Here is a 21,899-nt window from a genome sequence, read left to right on the forward strand (position 1 = left end):
TATACAAAATAAAATCGAACAATATATAAACCAACATGATAAGAGCTAAGAGTGAAGATCTCTTAGCTCTTCTTGGCAAAAGGGGGCATACATCGTGGCCAACCTATTTAAAAAGAAATCCGTTACGCAATTGTTAGGGGAAAGTAAAAGTAAAACTTTAACGAAAACGCTAGGGGCATTTGACCTAACAATGCTAGGGATTGGTGCGATAATTGGTACAGGAGTTCTAGTATTAACTGGATTAGTAGCAGCAAGAGATGCTGGTCCAGCAGTTATTTTCTCATTCATGATTGCAGCAATTGTTTGTGGATTTGCAGCTTTATGTTACGCAGAAGTTGCATCTACACTTCCTGTTTCAGGTAGTGTGTACACATATTCATATGCAACAATTGGTGAGTTTGTTGCTCATTTAATGGGATGGACATTGTTATCCGTATATGTCGTAACGACTGCCGCAGTAGCCGGAGGATGGACGGGTTATTTCCATAATTTGGTTAGCGGATTAGGACTTGAAATTCCTAAAGCCTTGTTAACGATTCCATCGCAAGGTGGTATGGTAAACTTACCAGCAGTTATCGTTACGTTAGTGATAACTTGGTTATTATCACGAGGTACAAAAGAAAGTAAGCGTGTGAATAACATAATGGTATTAATTAAAATTGGTATTGTTGTTTTATTCATTGCAGTTGGTGTATTCTACGTGAAACCAGAAAACTGGATACCATTTGCACCGTACGGTTTAAGTGGAGTGTTCGCAGGGGGAGCAGCAGTATTCTTTGCTTTCTTAGGATTTGATGCATTAGCAACTTCTGCTGAAGAAGTAAAAAATCCGCAACGTGATCTACCGATTGGTATTATTGCTTCGTTAGTTATTTGTACAATCATTTATGTTGTAGTTTGTCTCGTTATGACAGGTATGGTTTCTTATAAAGAATTAGATGTACCAGAAGCTATGGCATATGTGTTAGAAGTTGTAGGACAAGACAAAGTAGCAGGTATAATCGCAATTGGAGCTGTAATTGGTATTATGGCTGTAATTTTCGCTTACATTTATGCAACAACTCGTGTATTCTTCGCAATGAGCCGTGACGGTTTATTGCCAAAATCTTTCGCGAAAATTAACAAGAAGACTGAAGCGCCAACATTTTCAGTTTGGTTAACAGGAATTGGTAGTGCTTTAATTGCTGGATTTATCGATTTAAAAGAATTGTCGAATTTAGCGAATATTGGAGCGTTATTAACATTCGCCATGGTTGGTGTAACTGTTATCATTCTTCGTAAAACGCATCCGAAATTACAACGTGGATTTATGGTACCACTTGTACCGATCTTACCGATTATTTCAGTTGCATGTTGTCTATTCTTAATGGTAAATTTACCATTAAAAACATGGATATACTTCGGTGTTTGGTTAGCAATCGGAGTAGTTGTATACTTTGTTTATTCGAAAAAACATAGTCATTTAAAAGACGATGGAAGTTCGCAGGATAATTTAGAACAAGCTAATTAAAAGGGATATAAGTATAGTAAGCCTTGTGCGTCTAGGGAGCGCGCAAGGCTTTTTTCTTTTGGGCAAAATGTACATCCTTTTTTGTATGAGAATGTAATGGATGCGGAAAATATGTGTACGCCTTATTAAAATGTGAACAAAATGTTCGGAAAAATGTATGAGATTTCATTGACACATATGAATGGACGCTCATATAATAAGAGTATAAGATATATGAATAATTGTTCATATGTTCAAGTGAAGAGGTGAGCTATAATGGCTGTAAATAAAGTAGAAACACCACAAGAGACATGTTCTCAAACGATAATTCATGAAGAAGTTGTTGATCAAGTAAAACAAACAATTCCAACTGATGAAAGTTTAAGTAAAGTAGCAGAATTATTTAAAGTATTAGGCGATCGTACACGGACGAGAATATTACATGCATTATTTGAAGCTGAAATGTGTGTTTGTGATTTAGCTTATTTATTAGGAATGACACAATCATCTATTTCGCATCAGCTTCGTGTGTTAAAGCAAGCGAAACTTGTAAAGAATCGTAAAGAAGGAAAGGTCGTTTATTATTCGTTAGCTGACCAGCACGTAATTCATATCTTCGAGCAAGCGTTTGAACACGTAAACGAGGAAGAATAAAAAGAACGCGAGGAGGGAGAACGATGGCTGAAGCATTAGTGAAAAAGAAACTGGTGTTAGAAGGTTTAGATTGTGCGAACTGTGCAATGAAAATTGAAAAAGGCGTTGGGAATATAGAAGGAGTAAATTCTTGCTCTGTAAATTTCGCGACAAAAACAATGGTTTTAGAAACAGCACAAAATACAGAAAGCGAAGTTGTTACAGAAGCAAAACAACTCGTTACAAAATTAGAACCGCACATTAAAGTGCAAGAAGAAAACAACACAAAAGTAGCAAAAGAAGTGTTTATATTAGAAGGTTTAGATTGCGCGAACTGTGCGATGAAGATTGAAAATAAAGTGAAGGAAATGCCGTCTATTTCAGCAGCAACTGTTGATTTCGTATCAAAGAAATTAAGAGTTGAAGTAGCGAATAAAAGAGAATTAGAAGCGACTGTAGCAAATATAACAAATATCGTTCAAAAGTTAGAACCAGATGTGAAAGTTGTTCGTGAAGAAAAAGGTGGGCATGACCACGGACATAGTCACGACCATGGTGAAGCAAATGTGAAAAAGATGGTAGGACGATTAGTGGTCGGCGGAATTTTGACAGCAATTGCTGCATTAGCGGGCTTACCACAAATGATAACAATTCCGTTATTCGTCCTTGCGTATTTATTAATAGGCGGAGATATCGTTTGGAGAGCGGTAAGAAACATAACTCGCGGCCAAGTGTTCGATGAGAACTTCTTAATGGCAATTGCAACACTAGGAGCTTTTGCGATTCAACAATATTCAGAAGCTGTTGCGGTAATGCTATTCTATCAAGTAGGGGAACTATTCCAAAGTATTGCGGTCAATCGCTCCCGAAAGTCAATTACTTCATTAATGGATATCCGTCCTGATTATGCGAATGTGAAGGTTGGAAATGAAACGAAACAAGTATCACCAGAAGATGTACAAATCGGCGATTATATTATCGTGAAGCCTGGTGAGAAAGTACCATTAGACGGAAAAGTAGTTGAAGGAACATCAATGGTAGATACTTCAGCATTGACCGGTGAATCTGTACCACGTGAAGTCGAAGTTGGAAATGATGTATTAAGTGGTTTTGTGAACCAAAATGGTGTATTAACAATTGAAGTGACAAAAGAATTTGGTGAATCAACTGTATCAAAAATTTTAGATTTAGTTCAAAATGCAAGCAGTAAAAAAGCGCCAACAGAAAACTTTATTACGAAGTTCGCGCGTTACTACACTCCAGTTGTAGTTATTACAGCAGCGATCATGGCGTTTATTCCACCACTTATTTTAGAAGGAGCTACATTCTCAGAATGGATTTATAGAGCTTTAGTGTTCTTAGTAATCTCTTGTCCATGTGCGTTAGTTGTATCAATTCCTCTTGGATTCTTTGGAGGAATTGGTGGTGCATCTAAAAGTGGTGTGTTAATAAAAGGAAGTAACTATTTAGAAGCTTTAAATGATGTGAAATATATTGTTTTTGATAAAACAGGAACATTAACAAAAGGTGTCTTCAAAGTTACAAAAATGGAACCAAGCGAAGGTATTACAAATGAAGAATTATTAGAGTATGCAACATTTGCTGAAGTGTATTCTAATCATCCAATTGCACAATCTATTCGAAAGGCATACGGAAAATCAATTGATGAAAAAATAATCGATGAGTATAGCGAAATTTCTGGTCACGGTACAGTCGTAAAAGTACAAGGAAAAGAAATTTTTGCAGGTAATGCTAAATTAATGAAAAAAGAAAACATTACATTTAAGCAACCAGAAACGGTAGGTACATTAGTTCACGTTGCTGTAGATGGGGAATATGCAGGTTATATCGTTATCTCTGATGAGGTAAAAGAAGATTCAAAACAAGCAATTCAAAAATTAAAAGAACTAGGTATTAAGAAGACAGTCATGTTAACGGGTGATGCAAAATCCGTTGGTGAAGCTGTTGGTAAAGAATTAGGTTTAGATGAAGTTCACGCAGAACTATTACCGCAACAAAAAGTCGAAGAGATTGAAAAAATTGATGCGGCGAAGAACGGAAAAGAAAAAGTTGCTTTCGTTGGTGATGGTATTAATGACACACCGGTATTAGCAAGAGCAGATGTTGGTATTGCGATGGGTGGTTTAGGATCAGATGCAGCGATTGAGGCGGCAGACATCGTTATTATGACTGATGAGCCTTCAAAAATTGCAACAGCCTTAAATATTGCAAAACGCACACGACGCATTGTATGGCAGAATATCATCTTTGCATTAGGGGTAAAAGGATTAGTTTTATTACTTGGTGCTTTTGGTATTGCAACAATGTGGGAAGCTGTCTTCTCAGATGTTGGTGTGACACTACTTGCAGTGTTAAATGCAATGCGTGTACTACGAGTGAAAGATTTATAAAAAAGAGGACGCAACCTGCGTCCTCTTTTTTAGGTTATTTTGTTGAAATTGACTCAATAAAATAATAACAAATATTATTTTATAAATAAATAACGCAATATTAAAATTTACAAATAAAAAATATTTGTCGTACTATTTTAATATATTTTCCACAAAGATACATATCGTATTGAAAAAACAGAGAAGGAAAAGCTTCTCTGTTTTATTTTTGTATATTTTTTTCAACTTGTTCTCGAACAGTTTGAATGTAATTCATTTTATGATCCCAACATTCTTGACTTAAATCGACAGGGTACTCTTCGGGATTTAAAGTTCGCATATATTCTTCCCAAAATAGTGCGAGACTCTGTTCGTTATATTTTTGAATATCTAATATATCTGGTAATTCATATGTTCTTTCGCCGTTAATGAAAATGTCTTTATGCAGTTCGCGTGCTTCAAAGTTTGTTACAAATTTACTTATATACGTGTGAACAGGATGAAACATTTTTAAACGTTCTTCTTTTCCTGGCTCTTCAGAATCTAATGCAATATAATCGCCTTCTGCATGATCGTTAACTCGATTGATAATGCGATAAATTCGTTTCAGTCCTGGAGTGGTAATTTTTTCAGGGTTAGATGAAATTTTAATTGTATCATTTAACTTTCCATCAGTATCTTCAATCGCAACTAGTTTATAGACAGCCCCTAACGCTGGTTGTTCAAAGGACGTAATTAATTTTGTTCCAACGCCCCATACATCAATTTTTGCGCCTTGAGATTTCAAGTGCATAATTGTGTATTCATCTAAATCGCTAGAAGCAATAATTTTTGTATTTGTAAACCCAGCTTCATCTAGTAGTTTTCTTGCCTTTTTAGATAAATAAGCCATATCACCACTATCAAGGCGAATTCCATAAAAATCGATACGATCCCCAAACTCTTTCGCGACGCGAATCGCATTTGGAACACCTGATTTTAAAGTGTCGTATGTATCAACGAGAAAGACACATTTTTTATGAGTTTCAGCGTATTTTTTAAACGCGACATATTCATCGCGATATGCTTGAACGAAAGAGTGAGCGTGTGTGCCTGCTACAGGTATTCCGAAGCGCTTCCCAGCCCGTACGTTACTCGTAGATGAGAAACCACCAATAAAGGCAGCGCGTGTGCCCCAAAGAGCAGCATCAAACTCGTGGGCACGTCTTGTGCCGAATTCTAAAAGTTCATCGTTATTTGCAGCATGCTTCATACGAGCAGCTTTTGTTGCAATTAATGTTTGGTAATTCACAATGTTTAACAGGGCAGTTTCAATAATTTGTGCTTCGCCGAGCGGTGCATCAACACGTAATAAAGGCTCGTTATTAAATACAACTTCACCTTCTTGCATACTTCGAACGGTCCCAGTGAATTTCATATTTTGTAAATACTGAAGGAATTCTTCTTCAAATTGTAATTCTGCTAAATAAGCGATATCGCTTTCGGTAAAGCTGAAGTTTTCTATGTACTCTACAATCTTTTCAAGGCCAGCAAAAACAGCATAACCGTTCTCGAATGGAAGCTTTCGAAAGTATAAATCAAACACCGAGCGGCGATTATGAATACCATCTTTCCAATATGTATAAGCCATATTAATTTGATATAAATCTGTATGTAAGGCATAGCTATCGTCTTTATAATAAGTCATCGCGAAAACACCTCCATAATTTGGTTATAGTATACCAATTTTTAATCGTTCGTAGCAAAGAATGGATATGGAAGTAGAGTCAAGAGGGAAAAAAATGAAATATTGCATATTTTTTAGAAAATTAACATTTATCAATTTATATTTCTCAAGATTTTATGTATTATTAGAGTAATGGGGGTAATGAGAATGGAGGAGGACAATGCAACAAACATTAGAAAAAATAGGCAAACAAGTCTTTTATAAACGGCTACAGCAAAAAATGACACAAGAAGAATTATGTCAGGGCATTTGTTCTGTCTCATACTTAAGTAAAATCGAAAATGGAAAGATCGAGGCATCAGAAGAAATTCTACAATTGCTCTGCACAAGGTTAGAAATTGCCGTGACGGATTTGAGAGATGTAGAAGAAGATGTGAAGGGGAAGCTAGATGAATGGTTGAATGCACTAGTTCATTTGGACAAGCCACAAGTAGAGCGCATATATGAAGAATTACAAGGTGAAATGAAGCATGTTTTGGATTTTGAAATTATAAATTATTATAAACTGCTGTATACGCGTTATTTAATGATGAAGAGAGATCTACCTGCTGTTGAAGAAGAATTAGATAATTTGAAGAAAGTGTATAAGAAATACTCACCTTTTCAGAAGATGTTATATACGTATAATAAGGCATTATTATATTCTGTACAGTACAAATATACACAGGCATTAGAGTACTTGTTAAAGACAGAAGCAATGGCAAAAGAATTAGGATATTATGAAACGGGAATATATTATAATTTAGCATTGACATATAGTCAGATAGAAATAGATCATATGACATTATACTTTGCTAATGTGGCATTAGAGGGCTTTAAAAGTGAATATAAATTTAGAAATATAATTAATTGCAAGTTTTTAATTGCTTTTAGTTATACCAGAAAAAAACAATACAATGAAGCTATGGAAATTTATAATCATATCATAAGGGAAGCAACTTCTTTTGCGGATAAAGATAATATTCTCTCTATTGCTTTAAATAATATTGGCTACCTGTATTATTGCCAAAAAAATTATACCAAGGCAAAAGAGTACTATATAGAATGCCTAAAGTATAAAAAAGAAGAGGATATGAACTATATTGATGCTATGTATGAGCTTTCATTACAGTGTATTCAATTAGGAGAAATAGAGGAAGCAGCAAAATGGATTGAAAAAGGTATCAATGCCGCAAGGAAAGATGATAGATATAAAGGGATGCTATATTTATTGTTAAGTCTGCAGTATAAGTACTTTGAAGCAAGAGATGTTTATAAAAAATTTCTAGAAACAGAAGTAGTTCCTTTCTTTAAAGCAGAGGAAAATATAAAAGATTTAAAGAAGATATACTTAGAACTAGCTGAATATTTAGAAGAATATTCGGATTTTAAAGAAAGTAATCGCTACTATAAGTTAGCGATAAATTTATTAGAAGAATAAAGAGGAGGAATAGTATGAAAAAGTTAATTGCAGGAACATTTGTAGTTATGGCGATTGCGGCAGTGGTATTGGATATTCAATATGCATGGAAACCAGATACTCTTGGTCAAGAAGCTAAAACAGTCCAACAAATTAATTCATAATTGAGAAACCCCTTTCCAATAGGAAAGGGGTTTTTTCAATATTTGTTCCTCAAAATTCTACAAAACTTGAGAAAATAATTATTTGAATTTTTAGTATATTAATAGTGGAAACATAGTGCTACGATAAAACTACTCTTTTTCAAAAAATAATTTATTAGGGGGAAGATTCATGAAAAAGAAAAGTTTAGCGTTAGTGTTAGCGGCAGGAATGGCAGTTACAACGTTTGGAGGGACAGGCTCTGCATTTGCGGATTCTAAAAATGTGCTCTCTACGAAGAAGTACAATGAAACGGTGCAATCACCTGAGTTTATTTCTGGTGATTTAACTGGAGCGACTGGTAAGAAAGCAGAATCTGTTGTGTTTGATTACTTAAACGCGGCAAAAGGTGATTACAAACTAGGGGAAAAGAGTGCGCAAGATTCTTTCAAAGTGAAACAAGTGAAAAAAGATGCTGTAACTGATGCAACAGTAGTACGTATGCAACAAGTATATGAAGGAGTACCTGTATGGGGATCTACTCAAGTAGCTCACGTAAGTAAAGATGGTTCTTTAAAAGTATTGTCTGGAACAGTTGCGCCTGATTTAGACAAAAAGGAAAAGTTGAAGAATAAAAATAAGATCGAAGGCGCAAAAGCAATTGAAATCGCGCAGCAAGATTTAGGTGTAAAACCGAAATATGAGGTAGAACCAAAAGCGGACTTATATGTATATCAAAATGGTGAAGAAACAACATATGCATACGTTGTGAATCTAAACTTCTTAGATCCAAGCCCAGGAAACTACTACTATTTCATTGAAGCAGAAAGCGGTAAAGTATTAAATAAATATAATAAACTTGATCATGTAGCAAATGAAGATAAGTCACCGGTTAAGCAAGAAGCTCCTAAACAAGAAGCAAAGGCGGTTGTAAAGCCTGTAACAGGAACGAATAAAGTAGGAACTGGTAAAGGTGTATTAGGAGATACAAAGTCGCTTAATACAACGTTATCTGGATCGTCTTACTACTTACAAGATAATACGCGCGGAGCAACGATTTTCACATATGATGCGAAAAACCGCTCAACATTACCAGGAACATTATGGGCAGATGCGGATAATGTTTTCAATGCAGCTTATGATGCAGCGGCAGTAGATGCTCATTACTATGCGGGTAGAACATATGATTATTATAAAGCTACATTTAATAGAAACTCTATTAATGATGCAGGAGCTCCGTTAAAATCGACAGTTCATTACGGAAGTAAGTATAATAATGCGTTCTGGAATGGCTCACAAATGGTATACGGAGATGGTGATGGTGTAACGTTTACTTCATTATCTGGTGGAATTGATGTAATTGGTCACGAATTAACGCATGCTGTTACGGAAAACAGCTCAGATTTAATTTATCAAAATGAATCAGGAGCGCTAAATGAAGCAATTTCTGATATTTTTGGTACTTTAGTAGAATTCTATGATAACCGAAACCCAGATTGGGAGATTGGTGAAGATATTTATACGCCTGGTAAAGCAGGAGATGCGCTTCGTTCTATGAGTGATCCAGCGAAATATGGTGACCCAGACCATTATTCTAAGCGTTACACTGGTTCAAGTGATAACGGTGGAGTTCATACGAACAGTGGTATCATTAACAAACAAGCTTATTTATTAGCAAATGGCGGTACACATTCTGGTGTAACTGTAACTGGTATTGGTAAAGATAAGTTAGGTGCAATTTATTACCGTGCAAACACACAATATTTCACGCAATCTACTACATTTAGCCAAGCTCGTGCTGGGGCAGTACAAGCTGCAGCTGATTTATATGGTGCGACTTCTGCGGAAGTAGCAGCAGTGAAGCAATCATTTAGTGCTGTTGGTGTAAACTAAGGGTTTAAGAGAGTATTATTAATAAAATACTTCAAAAATAAAGAAGGAGCCTATGCTCCTTCTTTATTTTTTTCTCCATTTTTTCCACAAATAAAACAATCCAATAGCGCCCGCAATTGTTACAATCCACTTCGCTTCATTCGTTCCATTCATGACATGATAGGCAGAATATACTTCGATTAACAAAGCCGGTATTTTACCTATTGTGCTGGCAATACTGAAAGAGAGTAATGACATTTTGCCTAGAGCGGCAAATAAAGTAACGATACTAGATGGGATGAAGGGTATGAATCGAAACGATAGAACGAGTAGAAGGGCCTCTCTACCTTCTACATAAAGTAGGCGTTCTACCTTTGGATACTTATTTACTTTGTTGTGAGTGAATTTCTGAAGGCCTATACGATAAATATAAAACGAGATAATAGCCCCTAATGCCTCACCAGTGATCGAAATAATAGTTCCATTCGTTACACCAAATAGCTGTATGTTAATAGCGGTCAAAAAAATACTAGGGATAAAACCTAAAAGACTGATGATGACGTTAATTAAGATACTAAGTGGAATTGCGATTGAATAATAGTCTGTTAAGAAGTTTTGAATTGTTTCAGCCATTGTTTAAAATCCTTTATCTTTTTTTGCATTACACCATATTTCTATTGTGTAGGCAAGTGCAAATTTACATAATGTAGGAAACTGTTGATAAAATACCGTGTGTATACCTTATATGGGTATTGGGTATATAAAATAAGGGGTATATTATTATAGTTTGGAAAACACCGAACAAATCCTGTATTTAAAAGGTTTGTTCGGTGTTTTTAAGTGGTGATTAAAGTCGGGAAATAATTAAAAAAACATAGGGGTATATTTCAGAGAGGGTCCAAAATAGTAGTTTAATGAAATTAGGGTGGTAATATGGCAAAATTGATGAGGAATTTTAAAAATGTATATGTTTTTTCGTTGTGAAATTGACTTTTAGTGAAGTTACGATAATAATCATGGAAGAGGTGATATGATGAAACGAATAAGTAGTCTTTTCTTGAGTAGTTTATTGGCATTAATGCTGATCTTAAGTGGATGTGCAGGAAAAGAACAAAAAACAGAGAAACAAACAGGGAATCAATCGACATCAGTAGAAAAAATTAGTGATAATATTTTAGATGAAATGGAAGGGCCACCTAAAAATGGTCATACAATTGAAAGACATGTAGGAAAATCAGAAGAGGATTTGAAGAATCGCTTGAAGACAGATAAAGTATCAGCGGCAAGTACATACTATGATAAGGAAACAGCGACGAAAGCTGTAAAAGATAGTTTGAAGCAGCATGATAAGGAAATTCAAGATTGGTTAAAAAATTCTAAAGAGGCTCGTCTCGTATTAAATACAACTCATTCATTCCCAGTTGGAAAAACGGTAATAAAGAAAAATATGAATGTAAAAGACAAGTTAGTAAAAACTGTTACTGTTTTGGCGAGAGATAAGTCAGGAGATTTAGGATATAAGATCATTACTTCTTATCCATCTGATAAATAAGAAGGGGGAGTAAATATGTATACGACATTACAATATTTTCTCAAATCGTATTGTACGTTAAGTATCCATGAGGATGAAATAGTAGGCGTGATGGAAGAGTTTATAGAGCAAGAAGATGAAGAAATTGTTTTGAAATTACGCGATGAATTATTATATATGAAGAAAAAGAACGCTTGGGAAGAGGCGTGCGTATTAGCTGCGAAGCAAGGAAATCGCATGTGGTCTTTAGAAGAAACGAAAGACCATCTTGAAGCTTTTTTACTATTATTGCAAAAGAAAAAGGCGTGAGTAGATCACGCCTTTTTTGTTTTTTAAATTTATTCGTTTGATAGTGTCTTATTGTTTTGGAGCGCTTTTATATACGCTTTTTGAAATTTGTCCATTAGATAGTACTTCACCGTTTTGTGTTACTTTTTTATATGTAACTGCTGTTATTTTATCATTAGTCCTGCTAATTACTTGAGAAGACACTTCAACATTTTTACCAGTATTTGTTCCGAAAATACGAGTAGTAATACTGCCTCCATTTGAAAATGCTTGAATATAAATATGATTGCCTGTATTGTTTTTAAATTTTAAATCCGGACCATAATCTGCCACTGCTGCATCTTGCCCAAGTGGTAAATAATTTACGGGCATAGAATGATTGCTTCGAGAAACAATTCCTAAATCTGCCCTTAAAGCTGCGCTATATAATGTGCTACTAACTTGGCAAACGCCTCCGCCTGCACTTTGTATAACCTTACCTTGTGAATATACGGCTGCGGATTTATAACCATGTGCAGCATCCGTTACACCAACGCGGCCATTAAAACTAAACGTTTCATCAGGTGCGACAATCACTCCACTTAAAGTATTAGCTGACTTATTTACGTTATAGGATTGATTTCCATTACGGCCAGCCATAGGAGTTGAATATTCAGCAATTACTTCTTTAATCCCCATTTTCTGTATATCTTCTGTAGAACGCTCAGGTTTTAATAGTGTAACTGGTAATGTAACGTCCGATGAGCCAGAAGTGATGGCCTGTTTCGTTAAATCAGTTAACTTTCCTTTATCAATTTTTTCTCCATTTTGACTTTGGCTAATATTTACTGTAGAGCCTTCAACACTTAATTCGGCATTAACAGGATTTTTTAATGTGTCATTGTATTTATCCTTCATAAAGCTTTCATAAGCAGTTGTATTTAATTGAGCTGTTAATTTATAGTCACGTTTTAATTCACCGTTTTCGGCCTGCTTCCGCATTTGGTAACGATTTATTGCATTTCCTTCTTGTTCTTTAAAGATTTTGTCGATAATATCTTTTTCTTTATAATTTATACCTAAATCTTTCCATGTGTAAGTTTGTTTATCATTTTGGAATATGTAGGTAAGAGATTTTTGATCTAATTCAGTTACCTTTTGATTAATAATTTTTTGAATATCTTTTTTATTTTTTCCATCGAGAGAAATACCTTCAAATGTAGTATTTGGTAATGCAGTAGTATTTAATTGATTATTTAGTTTGGATACATATTGATATCCACCAACACCGCCTACACAAAGTAATATGCCTCCAGTAATTGCAGAACCAATCAGTATTTTACTTAGCTTCATTTATTTCCCCCCAGAAATTTTTGTATAAATATATGTATTACATTTTTTGTATAAAAATGATGAAAATAACATTATGTACGTACTAGTATACTATTATTTCCACTATGTGTGTAATGTTTTTATAAAAAACGTTACACTGTTGTAACAATTGTCTCTTTTTGTCACAATATGTACGAGAAATATGTTGAAAATTATAATAAAAAGGCTGTCTAGAAAGATCTAGCAGCCTTTTTATTATAATTTTTTATGTTCATTTTTATTCGTAACACCCAGATGTTCTTGTAGTGTTGTCGAAATATTATTGACGCTTTTTTCATTTGGAACGTAATAATAAATACCACCTATATATTTATCAGTACCTTCTACTTGCATTTTGTCCATTTTTAGATTGGAATCCATTGAATTTTTGGCAATTGTCATCATATCATCAAAAGTTAAATTTGTTTTTAAGTCTTTATCGACAGCGTCTAGTAGACCACCGATTTTATTAATGGAATTAAGAGATAGTGCTTTTTCAGCAATAGCTTCTAAAACAAGCTGTTGTCGTTGGCCGCGCATGTAATCACTATCGATATGACGAGTTCTAGCTAGTGCTAATGCCTCTTCTCCATTTAAATGTTGGCGTCCTTTTTTGAGGTGAATTGCATCTGCTTCGTCTTTACTATTTTGTTCTGTAAACTCAACTGGAACATCGACAGTAATACCACCAAGAGAATCGACAATTTTGATAAATGATTTAAAGTTAAATTTTACATAGTAATCAACTGGAACATCTAAAAATTTCTCCACGGTATCAATTGTGCTGTCCACACCACCGAATACGTGCGCATGTGTAATTTTATCGTATTTATCACGTGATTTAATGTAGACACGTGAGTCACGTGGAATACTCACAAGTTTAACAGATTTATCGTTTTTATTAATTGTTGCAAGTAATAGCGCATCCGTACGAGTTGCTTTTCCATAATTCTTGTCCCTAATATCACTTTCATCAACACCCATAATAAGTACAGAAATGTTGTCAGTCATAGGTTTCACGGCTTTTTCACGTTTGCTGGATTTATCCCCGCGGCCCAGTTCAGAGTAGGCATTACTTAACACAGATTTCGCTTTACTGTATATATGGAAGGAATAGCCTCCTGCTCCAAGTGCTATAATCAGTAATGGAATAAGAAGGAACCAAAGTAGGCGTTTTTTCTTTGAGCGTCCTTTTTGGGATCGGGTATCTTTGTTCATATCATCGGATTTCATCATTTTTCTCCTTTAAAACTATCAAAGTGTATACATCTAGAAGCGCATTCAAACACATAAAAAATATTGTACGCTAAATAAAAGCGATTGTACATGTATAAAAAATAGATGTCTTGATTATTTATCCTGCATTAACGGGCAGTAAAACTCCCACCTCAAAGTCCAGCGAATGCAAGGAAGTTAGGTGGGAGTTAACTGCCCGTAAAAGCCCGATTGGTTCAACTAATACTCAGAGGGGGATAGCCCCCTCTGAGTAAAGTTTCACTTTATAAGACATCTATTCGTTATTGTATACAAAAGATAGGGATAAGAAAATGATAAAATTTTACCTAATTACAACATAATGCTTACGATAATTGCAGATAAAATGCTAACGAGAGTAGCTCCATATAGTAATTTAAGGCCAAATCTGGCAACGACGTTTCCTTGTTCTTCGTTTAATCCTTTTACTGCACCTGAAATAATACCGATAGAAGAGAAGTTGGCAAAAGAGACGAGGAAAACAGAAATAATACCAACTGTACGAGGAGAAAGGCTATTAGAAATTTTATTAAGGTCCATCATTGCTACAAACTCATTCGTTACAAGCTTCGTTGCCATAATGCTACCAGCTGTGACAATTTCAGAACTAGGTACACCGATAAGGAATGCAACAGGCGCAAATACGTAGCCGATTAATTGCTGGAAAGTAATGCCGAATATAATGAGGAATAGGTCATTAATGCAACTAATTAATGCGACGAATCCGATAAGCATAGCGCCGACAACGATAGCTACGCGAAAGCCGTCTAGAATGTATTCTCCAAGCATTTCAAAAAAGCTTTGCTTTTCGCCTTTAATTTCTAAAATATCTTCTTCATCTTTCACGTCGTAAGGGTTAATGATGAGTACGATAATAAAACCACTAAATAAATTGAGAACGAGTGCGGTTACTACATATTTAGGTTCAATCATCGTCATATAGGCACCTACGATGGACATAGATACGGTTGACATGGCAGATGCACAAAGTGTATAAAGACGGTGTTTTGGAATTTGAGCTAATTGTTTTTTAACCGTAATAAAAACTTCTGATTGGCCTACAATGGCAGATGCGATAGCGTTATAAGATTCTAATTTCCCAAGACCATTTATTTTACTAAGGAAGTAACCGATCCAATGAATAAAGAATGGTAATATTTTAAAATGCTGTAATATACCAATTAAAACAGAAATGAAGACAATTGGTAATAAGACAGTAAGGAAAAATGACATTTCACCTTTATTGGCAAGACCGCCAAATACGAAGTTTATACCATCAGCAGCATACTCGAGTAGTTTTGTAAACAGACTGGAAATGACCCGAATAAGTATGAGACCGATTTCTGTATTTAATAATAAATAGGTTAAAATCAACTGTATAATAAGCATGATGAAAATTGGTTTAAATTTAATATGTTTCTTATTGTTGCTAGCAATATAAGCAAGGAAGAAAACAACGATAAGTCCCACGAAAAAAGTAATAAATTTCATAGTAAGCCCCCTAAAAGAGATATTCTGCTATATATGTTTTTCATTTCAAGGGAGAATATGCATCTTTGGTAAAGAAAGGAATAGAGAAGTCATGAATATAAGTAGAGTGCATCACGTTGCAATTATTTGTTCGAATTATGAAGTGTCAAAAGATTTTTATACTCGGATATTGGGGTTTAAAGCGATAAATGAAGTATATAGAAAGGAACGAGATTCTTATAAGTTAGATTTATGTGTAGGGGAAGAGTATCAAATTGAATTATTTTCATTTCCAAATCCACCTGAGCGCCCAAGTTTCCCAGAAGCGGCTGGACTTAGACATTTAGCATTTGCTGTTACAAATATAGGAGAGGCTGTAAACCATTTAAAACAATGCGGTGTGGAGACTGAAGCGATACGTATGGATGAAATAACCGGAAAAAAATTCGTCTTTTTTCAAGACCCTGACGGCCTACCTTTAGAATTGTATGAGGTTTGAAATTGGTGAATTTTATATAGGGTTGCTTTTGCGTAAATGAAGAAACTAAAGTGAAACTTCTTTTTAAAAGGAGGTGTAACTTTAGCTAAGAAAGCTAAAGGGTATATGTGGATATTATAAAATTATTGATGGTAGCCATCCTTATTGCATTAACAGGTTTTTTTGTAGCTGTTGAGTTTGCAATTATTAAGGTGCGTAGCAGTCGTATTGATCAACTCGTTAGTGAAAAACGACGAGGAGCATTGGCAGCTAAAAAAGTAACTTCGAATTTAGATGAGTATTTATCAGCGTGTCAGTTAGGTATTACAATTACTGCTTTAGGGCTTGGGTGGTTAGGAGAGCCAACTATAAAACATTTACTCGAGCCGTTGTTTTTAAAACTACATTTATCTCCTGCAATTGCAAGTACAGTTTCATTTATTATTGCCTTTGCAGTGATTACATTTTTACATGTTGTCATTGGTGAACTTGCTCCGAAGACGCTCGCTATACAAAGGGCAGAGCAAGTTAGCTTATTATTATCGAAGCCAATTATTTACTTTTATCGAGTAATGTATCCGTTTATTTGGGCTTTAAATGGTTCTGCAAGGCTTGTGACAGGGTTATTCGGATTACATCCGGCTTCTGAACATGAAGTTGCTCATTCGGAGGAAGAATTACGATTAATCTTATCCGAGAGTTATGAGAGCGGAGAGATTAATCAAAGGGAATTTAAATATGTAAATAATATTTTTGAATTCGATAATAGAGTCGCAAAGGAAATTATGGTACCTCGTACGGAAGTTGTAGGTTTATATGAGGACGAACCATTTGAAACACATATTAAAATAATCGCACAAGAGAAGTACACGAGATATCCCGTATTTGGTGAAGATAAAGATGAAATCATTGGGATGGTTAATGTAAAGGATTTATTTATTCGTTATATGGACGGTAATCGAGATGAGGAGTGCTCAATTACGCCATATACAAGGCCAGTTATTGAAGTGCTAGAAAATATTCCTATACATGATTTGTTATTACAAATGCAAAGAAAACGAATTCCATTAGCTGTATTATATGATGAATATGGCGGTACAGCGGGTATTGTTACACTAGAGGATATTTTAGAAGAAATTGTTGGAGAAATCCGAGATGAATACGATGAAGATGAACACCCGCCTATAGAGCATATAAGTGAAGGGTGTAAGATCGTAGAGGGAAAGGTGCTTATTAGTGAAGTAAATGATTTATTTGGTATACACTTGATCGCTGATGATGTAGATACAATTGGTGGCTGGATTATGGTACAAAAGCAAATCGTTGCTGAAGGAGATATTATTGAAAAACACGGCTTTTCTTTTAAAGTCCTTGAAAAGGATATGCATCAAATTAAACGAGTGGAAATAAAGAAGGTAGAAGAATGATTTTCTATAAATTTTTATAAAAAGTATATATAGAAAAATAAATGTTTGCGCTTTCAAAAAAGGTGCTATATAGTGAAGGTGGATACTGAAAAATTCTTCTGAATGATACTCGTATTTTTAGAGGGCGAATTTTTTAGATAGGGATTTAGAATGAAAAGTATAGGTGATGAAAATGATAGCAACGAAGGATATACGGATAGAAAAAGATTTTTTAGGTGAAAAGGAAGTACCGAGTGTAGCTTATTATGGGGTACAAACATTACGTGCTGTAGAAAACTTCCCGATTACAGGATATCGCATTCATCCGTCACTCATTACGGCAATGGCAATTGTGAAAAAAGCGGCGGCTCTTGCAAATATGGATACTGGTTACTTAGCGAAAGACATTGGACATGAAATTGCAGAAGCAGCGCAAGAAATTGTTGATGGAAAATACCACGATCAATTTATCGTGGATCCAATCCAAGGCGGTGCTGGAACTTCTATTAATATGAATACAAATGAAGTAATCGCTAATCGAGCGTTAGAACGTATGGGATATGAAAAAGGCGAGTATGCAAAAATTAGCCCAAACACTCATGTAAACATGGCTCAATCAACAAATGATGCGTTTCCGACGGGAATTCATATTGCAACTCTTATGATGTTAGAAGAACTTCTTATTACAATGGAAGAACTTCATTCTGCTTTCCGTGCAAAAGCAAAAGAGTTCGATCACGTCATTAAAATGGGACGTACACATTTACAAGATGCTGTTCCGATTCGTCTTGGACAAGAATTTGAAGCGTATAGCCGAGTGCTTGCGCGTGATATAAAAAGAATTAAACAGTCTCGCCAACATTTATATGAAGTGAACATGGGGGCGACAGCTGTTGGTACGGGATTAAATGCAAACCCTACCTACATTGAACAAGTGGTTAAACACTTGCGTACATTTAGCGGATTCCCACTTGTTGGTGCAGAGCATTTAGTTGATGCAACGCAAAACACAGATGCATACACAGAAGTATCTGCGGCATTAAAAGTATGTATGATGAACATGTCTAAAATTGCAAACGATCTTCGCATTATGGCATCTGGTCCACGTGTTGGATTGGCGGAAATTCAATTACCAGCTCGTCAACCAGGTTCATCTATTATGCCAGGTAAAGTAAATCCTGTTATGGCAGAAGTAATTAATCAAGTTGCTTTCCAAGTAATTGGTAATGATCATACAATTTGTTTAGCATCAGAAGCAGGACAATTAGAGTTAAATGTAATGGAGCCTGTACTCGTATTTAATTTAATTCAATCTATAAGTATTATGAATAACGGATTCCGTGTATTCCGTGAATATTGTATTGAAGGAATTACAGCAAATGAAGAATTGCTGAAGCAATATGTTGAGAAAAGTGTTGGAATTATTACGGCAGTTAACCCTCATATTGGTTACGAAGCAGCATCTCGTATTGCGCGTGAAGCAATTGAAACAGGGAAATCTGTTAGGGAGTTATGTTTAGAACATGGTGTACTGACAGAAGAAGAATTGGATATTATTTTGGATCCATTCGAAATGACGCATCCTGAAATTGCTGGTGCTTCTTTATTAAAGAATAAGAAGATGTAATGTGAAAAAACACCGATCCATTTGGATCGGTGTTTTATTTTTAAAAGATATTAAATACAGCGTTTAATTGAAGTAAGCTAATGATAGCTAAGAAGATTAAACTGTATTTCATTGCTGTTTTAAATAGGACAGATTCTTTACCAACTAGTCCAACTGCGGCACAAGCAACTGCTACAGATTGTGGTGAAACCATTTTTGCCATTGTACCACCTACTACGTTTAATGCAACAAGAGTAGAAGGAACGATGTTTAATTGATCTGCAGTTACTGCTTGAAGCGGTGCAAATAATGAACCACTTGATACTACTGAACCTGTAATGAATACGCCAATCCATCCTAAGATCGGAGAAAGAACAGGGAATGCATTACCAGTAGAAGAGAATGCAAGTCCAAGTGTAGATGACATACCAGAGTAGTTCTCTACGTAAGCTAAAGCGATAACGCTACAGATTGTATATACTGGAGCTTTTAGTTCTTGTATTGTTTCAACCATTAATTCTTTAACCATTTTACCTTTTACACGGTATACGATAAGTGAAACGATAATTGCTAATACGATTGCAGTAGTTGTAGATGAGAATACATCAAATTTGAAAACAGCTGCGAAAGGTGTATCAGCTTTTGTAATAGGTGTAGTTTTCATAACAGCGTTATGAAGACCAGGGAATTGAATGTTAAATACTAAGTTTGCTAGTGCGCCATCCGGAGCAAATAAAGCTTTAATTGGTTTTAAATTAAAGATTGTTACGAATGCAGTTAAGAATACGAATGGAGACCAAGCATATAAAATTTGATTAAATGTATGAGATACTTTTTCTTCTTGTTTTTCTTCTTGAGTAGAAGATTTTGGCTGCCAAACACGTAAGAATAATGCAAGAGAGATCATACTTACAACGGCTGCGAAAATATTAGTAAGTTCTGCACCTAAGAAGTAAGTTACAAGGAACTGAGTAACCGCGAAAGAAACACCACTTACAAGAATACCTTGCCAAGTCTCTTTAATACCTTTAATTCCATCAACCATTGATACAAGTAAGAAAGGTAAAACAATACTAATGAATGGTAAAATAAGAACAGTTTGACGACCGATAGTTAATGCGTCTAACTCAGTTAATTGTGCTGGTACTGTGACTGGGATACCCATAGCACCCATAGCACCACCAGCGATGTTAGCTACTAAACAAATACCTGCTGCTTTTAATGGATTAAAGCCCATACCTACAAGTAATGCAGCTGTAATAGCAACTGGAACCCCTAAACCAGCTGCGCCTTCTAAGAAAGCACCGAAAGAATAAGCGATTAATAATACTTGTAAACGTTGATCATTTGTAATGCTTGAAATACTATCACGAATGATGTTGAATTGCTCTGTTTTAACAGTTAATTTGTAAAGGAAAATTGCTGCGATAACGATAGTACAAATTGGATAAAATCCAGATAAAACACCGAATCCGGCAGATGCTACAGCTACGGTTGCTGGCATTTTATAAACGAATATAGCAAGAATAATAGCGACAATCACACTGTAAAGACCAGCCATGTAACTTTTCATTTTTAGTCCCATTAAACAAATGATGAAGCAGAAAATTGGAAGTGCTGCGATTAGTGCAGATAACCAAATATTGTTTAATGGGTCATAAATTTGTGTCCAAGTACTCATAATAATGACAACTCCTATCTATTTTATGTGAAGAAATTCACATTATTTGTGAAACAATTCACAATCAACTTACATGCTTAGTATATTCTCCTTCAACACTATTGTCAACGTAAAAAAGTATAATTATTCCATAATAGTATTAAAAGAAATGCTTTGTTCATAAAGTAGACAAAAAGCAAACTCAAATCTATTTGAGTTTGCTTTTTGAAGTTATTTCTATATTGTTTTCTTTGTTCGTATATCATTAATCTTATATGTTAGATGACGTCTTTGCATTAAGTATATATGATGTTGAAATTTGATAGGGGTCACATGCTGGTCTGAGTTGATCTAGTAAGAAAGAGAAGGCAAATGCATTTAATAGGAAGTTTTGAATAACAGTCTGAGCAAGTACAATACGAATTAAAACAACAATAAGTCAATTTTTAATATTACATTATCTTTTTTACTGAAAATTCCTTTTAGCATAACAAAGAGGTTAAATATAACCCAAATACGTTACGATAGGTTATCAATTATAGACGGTATTTTACAATATCATTACTGTACGTTGCAGTGAGGTGAAAATATAACAAAAAGCTTGATAAAACAACGTTTGTAAGCAAAGTATTCATAGCCCTTACTTTTGCTTTTTCATTATATCATATAGTATAATATTCAAAATCAGTAAGGAATTTTTCCTGAATTTTTTGCTGATAAAGGTGGAAAAAATTTTCAGCTTTATAGGTTGATAAAGTTATGTCGTAACAGGAAATATAAGAACAGATATATAAATAAATAAAAAGAAAATAAAAACGAAAATGAGGGGAACTTTATGAGCCAAAATCAATTCGAATGTCGTATTTCAGAAGAAGATGTACAAATGTTAAGAGCGTTAGCGCATCCGTTGCGTCTACGTCTAGTAATGGAACTAATGCAACGTGGCACTTGTAATGTAACACAATTACAGGAAGTGTTAGAAATTCCACAATCAACGGTTTCGCAACATTTAACGAAATTAAAACAAAATAAAGTAGTACGCTTTGAAAGACGAGGACTAGAAGTGTATTATCAAATTCATAATGATAAAGTAAGTGAAGTTGTAAAAACATTATTTTCTTAAAATTTGAATATTATGGAAAAAGACGTGTGGAATATACGTCTTTTTTTATTTGTCAGAAAGGTAATACGAGAGTAAATATTAGC

General features: G+C 34.8%; 18 protein-coding genes. 12 read left to right on the forward strand and 6 right to left on the reverse strand.

The features are described 5' to 3' along the window. Positions 1–94: 94 nt before the first annotated feature. The 3 genes from JDS82_RS22910 to JDS82_RS22920 all read left to right on the forward strand — a co-directional run bounded on the left by JDS82_RS22910 (position 95) and on the right by JDS82_RS22920 (position 4,533). The gene (locus tag JDS82_RS22910) at positions 95–1,510 is read left to right on the forward strand and encodes an amino acid permease (RefSeq protein ID WP_001284892.1); all 1,416 of its coding nucleotides are present in this window, start codon (positions 95–97) and stop codon (positions 1,508–1,510) included. Between the two features lie 255 nt (positions 1,511–1,765). Continuing rightward, the gene (locus tag JDS82_RS22915; RefSeq protein WP_000290207.1) at positions 1,766–2,143 is read left to right on the forward strand and encodes an ArsR/SmtB family transcription factor; all 378 of its coding nucleotides are present in this window, start codon (positions 1,766–1,768) and stop codon (positions 2,141–2,143) included. Positions 2,144–2,166: 23 nt separating this feature from the next. Continuing rightward, positions 2,167–4,533 (forward strand): heavy metal translocating P-type ATPase, encoded by a 2,367-nt coding sequence (locus JDS82_RS22920; protein ID WP_048567114.1) that lies wholly within the window; start codon positions 2,167–2,169, stop codon positions 4,531–4,533. Positions 4,534–4,735: 202 nt separating this feature from the next. Here JDS82_RS22920 and JDS82_RS22925 read toward each other — a convergent pair whose 3' ends face one another. Beyond that, entirely contained in the window at positions 4,736–6,199 is a 1,464-nt protein-coding gene (locus JDS82_RS22925) for a nicotinate phosphoribosyltransferase (RefSeq protein WP_000222903.1), read from the reverse strand. Positions 6,200–6,398: 199 nt separating this feature from the next. Between JDS82_RS22925 and JDS82_RS22930 the strand changes: the two genes are divergently transcribed. From JDS82_RS22930 to JDS82_RS22940, 3 genes are all read left to right on the forward strand, one after another. Further along, positions 6,399–7,658, forward strand: coding sequence for a tetratricopeptide repeat protein (locus tag JDS82_RS22930; RefSeq protein ID WP_199713998.1), 1,260 nt, complete (start codon positions 6,399–6,401; stop codon positions 7,656–7,658). Positions 7,659–7,672: 14 nt separating this feature from the next. Then, on the forward strand, positions 7,673–7,801 hold the full coding sequence (locus JDS82_RS22935) for an NprX family peptide pheromone (RefSeq protein WP_000733137.1): 129 nt from the start codon (positions 7,673–7,675) through the stop codon (positions 7,799–7,801). A 169-nt stretch (positions 7,802–7,970) separates the two neighbouring features. Continuing rightward, positions 7,971–9,671, forward strand: a complete 1,701-nt coding sequence (locus JDS82_RS22940) for a M4 family metallopeptidase (RefSeq protein ID WP_000730359.1) — start codon at positions 7,971–7,973, stop codon at positions 9,669–9,671. Positions 9,672–9,734: 63 nt separating this feature from the next. On the opposite strand, the gene JDS82_RS22945 is transcribed toward JDS82_RS22940, so the two are convergent. Beyond that, positions 9,735–10,283: a TVP38/TMEM64 family protein gene (locus JDS82_RS22945; protein ID WP_199713999.1), complete on the reverse strand. Its 549-nt coding sequence runs from the start codon at positions 10,281–10,283 to the stop codon at positions 9,735–9,737. Positions 10,284–10,683: 400 nt separating this feature from the next. Between JDS82_RS22945 and JDS82_RS22950 the strand changes: the two genes are divergently transcribed. Next, positions 10,684–11,202, forward strand: a complete 519-nt coding sequence (locus tag JDS82_RS22950; RefSeq protein WP_000822712.1) for an RNase A-like domain-containing lipoprotein — start codon at positions 10,684–10,686, stop codon at positions 11,200–11,202. 15 nt (positions 11,203–11,217) lie between these two features. Further along, on the forward strand, positions 11,218–11,490 hold the full coding sequence (locus tag JDS82_RS22955; RefSeq protein ID WP_000288799.1) for a hypothetical protein: 273 nt from the start codon (positions 11,218–11,220) through the stop codon (positions 11,488–11,490). 48 nt (positions 11,491–11,538) lie between these two features. Here the strand turns inward: JDS82_RS22955 and JDS82_RS22960 are convergent, their stop codons facing one another. The 3 genes from JDS82_RS22960 to JDS82_RS22970 form a co-directional block, all read right to left on the reverse strand. Then, the gene (locus JDS82_RS22960; protein WP_000777385.1) at positions 11,539–12,801 is read right to left on the reverse strand and encodes a VanW family protein; all 1,263 of its coding nucleotides are present in this window, start codon (positions 12,799–12,801) and stop codon (positions 11,539–11,541) included. Between the two features lie 234 nt (positions 12,802–13,035). Then, entirely contained in the window at positions 13,036–14,055 is a 1,020-nt protein-coding gene (locus JDS82_RS22965) for an LCP family protein (RefSeq protein ID WP_346011123.1), read from the reverse strand. A 330-nt stretch (positions 14,056–14,385) separates the two neighbouring features. After that, complete coding sequence (locus JDS82_RS22970) at positions 14,386–15,564, reverse strand: NupC/NupG family nucleoside CNT transporter (protein ID WP_061673511.1); 1,179 nt, start codon at positions 15,562–15,564, stop codon at positions 14,386–14,388. A gap of 91 nt (positions 15,565–15,655) precedes the next feature. Between JDS82_RS22970 and gloA2 the strand changes: the two genes are divergently transcribed. The 3 genes from gloA2 to aspA all read left to right on the forward strand — a co-directional run bounded on the left by gloA2 (position 15,656) and on the right by aspA (position 19,054). Then, the gene (gene gloA2 / locus JDS82_RS22975) at positions 15,656–16,042 is read left to right on the forward strand and encodes an SMU1112c/YaeR family gloxylase I-like metalloprotein (protein ID WP_048567112.1); all 387 of its coding nucleotides are present in this window, start codon (positions 15,656–15,658) and stop codon (positions 16,040–16,042) included. A 107-nt stretch (positions 16,043–16,149) separates the two neighbouring features. Then, positions 16,150–17,448: a hemolysin family protein gene (locus JDS82_RS22980; protein WP_000351385.1), complete on the forward strand. Its 1,299-nt coding sequence runs from the start codon at positions 16,150–16,152 to the stop codon at positions 17,446–17,448. 172 nt (positions 17,449–17,620) lie between these two features. Continuing rightward, positions 17,621–19,054: an aspartate ammonia-lyase gene (gene aspA, locus JDS82_RS22985; protein WP_000562162.1), complete on the forward strand. Its 1,434-nt coding sequence runs from the start codon at positions 17,621–17,623 to the stop codon at positions 19,052–19,054. A 40-nt stretch (positions 19,055–19,094) separates the two neighbouring features. On the opposite strand, the gene JDS82_RS22990 is transcribed toward aspA, so the two are convergent. Then, positions 19,095–20,714: an L-lactate permease gene (locus tag JDS82_RS22990; protein ID WP_000109126.1), complete on the reverse strand. Its 1,620-nt coding sequence runs from the start codon at positions 20,712–20,714 to the stop codon at positions 19,095–19,097. Positions 20,715–21,528: 814 nt separating this feature from the next. On the opposite strand from JDS82_RS22990, the gene JDS82_RS22995 reads away from it, so the two are divergent. Then, entirely contained in the window at positions 21,529–21,816 is a 288-nt protein-coding gene (locus JDS82_RS22995; protein ID WP_000081429.1) for an ArsR/SmtB family transcription factor, read from the forward strand. Positions 21,817–21,899: the final 83 nt, after the last annotated feature.

This window comes from Bacillus cereus group sp. N14, from assembly GCF_016483555.1.
Lineage (GTDB): Bacteria > Bacillota > Bacilli > Bacillales > Bacillaceae_G > Bacillus_A > Bacillus_A wiedmannii.